Annotated in this window: 1 protein-coding gene and 1 pseudogene; both read left to right on the top strand. The window is 26.6% G+C overall.

Annotated elements, in window-relative coordinates; genetic code table 11:
- The first annotated feature begins 96 nt into the window (after positions 1 to 96).
- Complete coding sequence (locus AB4W62_RS02625; protein WP_367680156.1) at positions 97 to 1,659, top strand: anthranilate synthase component 1; 1,563 nt, start codon at positions 97 to 99, stop codon at positions 1,657 to 1,659.
- Positions 1,656 to 2,225 (top strand): annotated as a pseudogene (locus AB4W62_RS02620) (gamma-glutamyl-gamma-aminobutyrate hydrolase family protein); the annotation flags it as partial. The gene AB4W62_RS02625 and the pseudogene AB4W62_RS02620, both read left to right, overlap by 4 nt.
- Between the last annotated feature and the right edge of the window lie 263 nt (positions 2,226 to 2,488).

Genomic DNA, 2,488 nt, shown 5'->3' with positions numbered 1-2,488 from the left:
TTTTTTTTTATATAAAGTATTTTAAATATAAAAAATTTTTTTATAATCTTTTTTAAAAAATAAAAGACTACATAGAATTTTCAAAAAAATAAAAAAATGAATAATCAAATATACGTTAAACAAAAAAAAGTCATGTACCAATCTGACCCAACTATTATTTTTCATAACATTTGCAAAAAAAGATATAGTACTTTACTTTTAGAATCAGCAGAAATAAATAATAAACATGCTTTAGAAAGCATGATTATTTCAGATACAGCATTAAAAATTTTATCTAAAAAAAATATCGTAACTTTTATTCCATACAGTGAAAACGGAAAAGAAGTTCTTAAAATAATTATTAAAAATTTACCTAATAAAGTTAAAATAATTTCTCAAAAAGAAAAACTTGTTATAAAATTTCCAAATATAATAGAAAACTCTGACGAAGAAAAAAAATTAAGATCAAAATCTGTATTTGAATGTTTTAGGTTAATATTTAAAAATTTTATACAACCTAAAGAATATCCAAAATCAATATTTTTCGGAGGATTATTTTCTTATGACCTTGTTTCTGAATTTGAAAAATTACCAAAAATAAAAAATAAAAACGGATGTCCTGATTTTTGTTTCTATTTAGCTGAAATATTAATAATATTAGATCATCAAAAAAAAACATGTTTTATACAAACAACTTTATTTAAAAAAAATGAACTAGAAAAAGAAAGAATAAAAAAAAGAGTTTTAAAAATTGAAAAAAAATTAAAGAATCTAAAAAATAATATACCCAATGAAAATATAAAAAATTTTAAATTAACTACTAACATAAATGATCCTGAATTTTGTAATATTGTAAAAAAAATGAAAAAAAAAATTCAAGAAGGAGAAATTTTTCAAATTGTTCCATCTAGAAAGTTTTATTTACCTTGCAAAAATTCATTGCTTTCTTATAAATTGCTTAAAAAGGAAAATCCAAGCCCTTATATGTTTTTTATGAAAGATGAAAAATTCATACTATTTGGAGCATCTCCAGAAAGTTTTTTAAAATTTAATCCTATAAATAGGGAGGTTGAAATATATCCAATAGCTGGAACTAGACCTAGAGGAAAAAAAAAGGATGGAACAATAGACTTAGACCTTGATAGCAGAATAGAATTAGAAATGAGAACTAATAAAAAAGAATTAAGTGAACATTTAATGCTAGTTGATTTAGCAAGAAACGATTTAGCAAAAATATGTAAATCCGGAACAAGATATGTTTCTGAAATCATGAAAGTAGATAAATATTCCTGTGTTATGCATTTAGTTTCAAAAGTAATAGGTAAATTAAAATCTGATTTAGATATATTTCATGCTTATCAAGCATGTATGAATATGGGTACTTTAACTGGTGCTCCTAAAATTCGAGCTATGGAACTAATATCAAAAATAGAAAAAGAAAGCAGAGGGAGTTACGGCGGATCAATAGGATATTTTACCGCTTCTCAGATATTTGATACATGTATTATAATTAGATCAGCTTATGTTAAAAATAACATAGCAACTGTACAATCTGGATCAGGAGTGGTATTTGATTCTATTCCTAAAGAAGAATCAAATGAAAGTAAAAATAAAGCATTAGCAGTTTTAAAATCTATATGCCAAGCTCATAATTTCAATGGAGATATTTTTTTAGAATGAAGAATAATATTTTACTATTAGATAATATGGATTCATTTACCTATAATCTAGTAGACCAACTCAGAACTTTAAACCAAAATGTTTTAATTTATAGAAATCAAATTAATTTAAATATAATTTTAAAAAAATTGCATAAAATAGAAAATCCTATATTAATGCTTTCCCCTGGTCCAGGAAAACCTGAAGAAGCTGGCTGTATGTTAAAATTAATAAAAAAAGTCAAAGGAAAAGTTCCTATAATAGGAATTTGTTTAGGTCACCAAGCAATCATAAAATCATACGGAGGAGAAATAGTTTCTGCTGGAGAAATACAGCATGGAAAATCATCTTTAATAGAACATGATGGTAAAGAGATGTTTTTAAAAATTCCTAATCCATTTGCTGTAGCAAGATATCATTCACTTATTGGAAAAAAAATTCCAAAAACATTAATTATTAATTCATTTTTAAAAAAAATAGTCATGTCAGTAAGAAACGATGTTGATAGAGTTTGTGGATTTCAATTTCATCCAGAGTCTATATTAACCACTAAAGGGACATTATTTTTGAAAGAAGTGATAAGGTGGTGTAGTTCTTAGAAAAATGGGCTCTGGTTCATTTCTTTCCCACCTGTGGAAATATCCAATCTGATTGTAGATAAGTCTGGGGATAACTATCGAATAACTCTTCTCCCAGCACGCGAAGGAGGGCCGTCGCACTCCCGAAAAATGGGCTCTGGTTCATTTCTTTCCCACCTGTGGAAATATCCAATCTGATTGTAGATAAGTCTGGGGATAACTATCGAATAACTCTTCTCCCAGCACGCGAAGGAGGGCCGTCGCACTCCCGA

Origin of the sequence: Buchnera aphidicola (Mindarus abietinus) (assembly GCF_964059085.1) — a bacterium.
Lineage (GTDB): Bacteria > Pseudomonadota > Gammaproteobacteria > Enterobacterales > Enterobacteriaceae > Buchnera_A > Buchnera_A aphidicola_C.
This window is presented reverse-complemented; position numbering and strand designations above follow the sequence as displayed.

Bases quoted from the DNA above. Each gene is read 5' to 3' on its own strand.
- AB4W62_RS02625 (WP_367680156.1), top strand. From the start codon at position 97: ATGAATAATCAAATATACGTTAAACAAAAAAAAGTCATGTACCAATCT.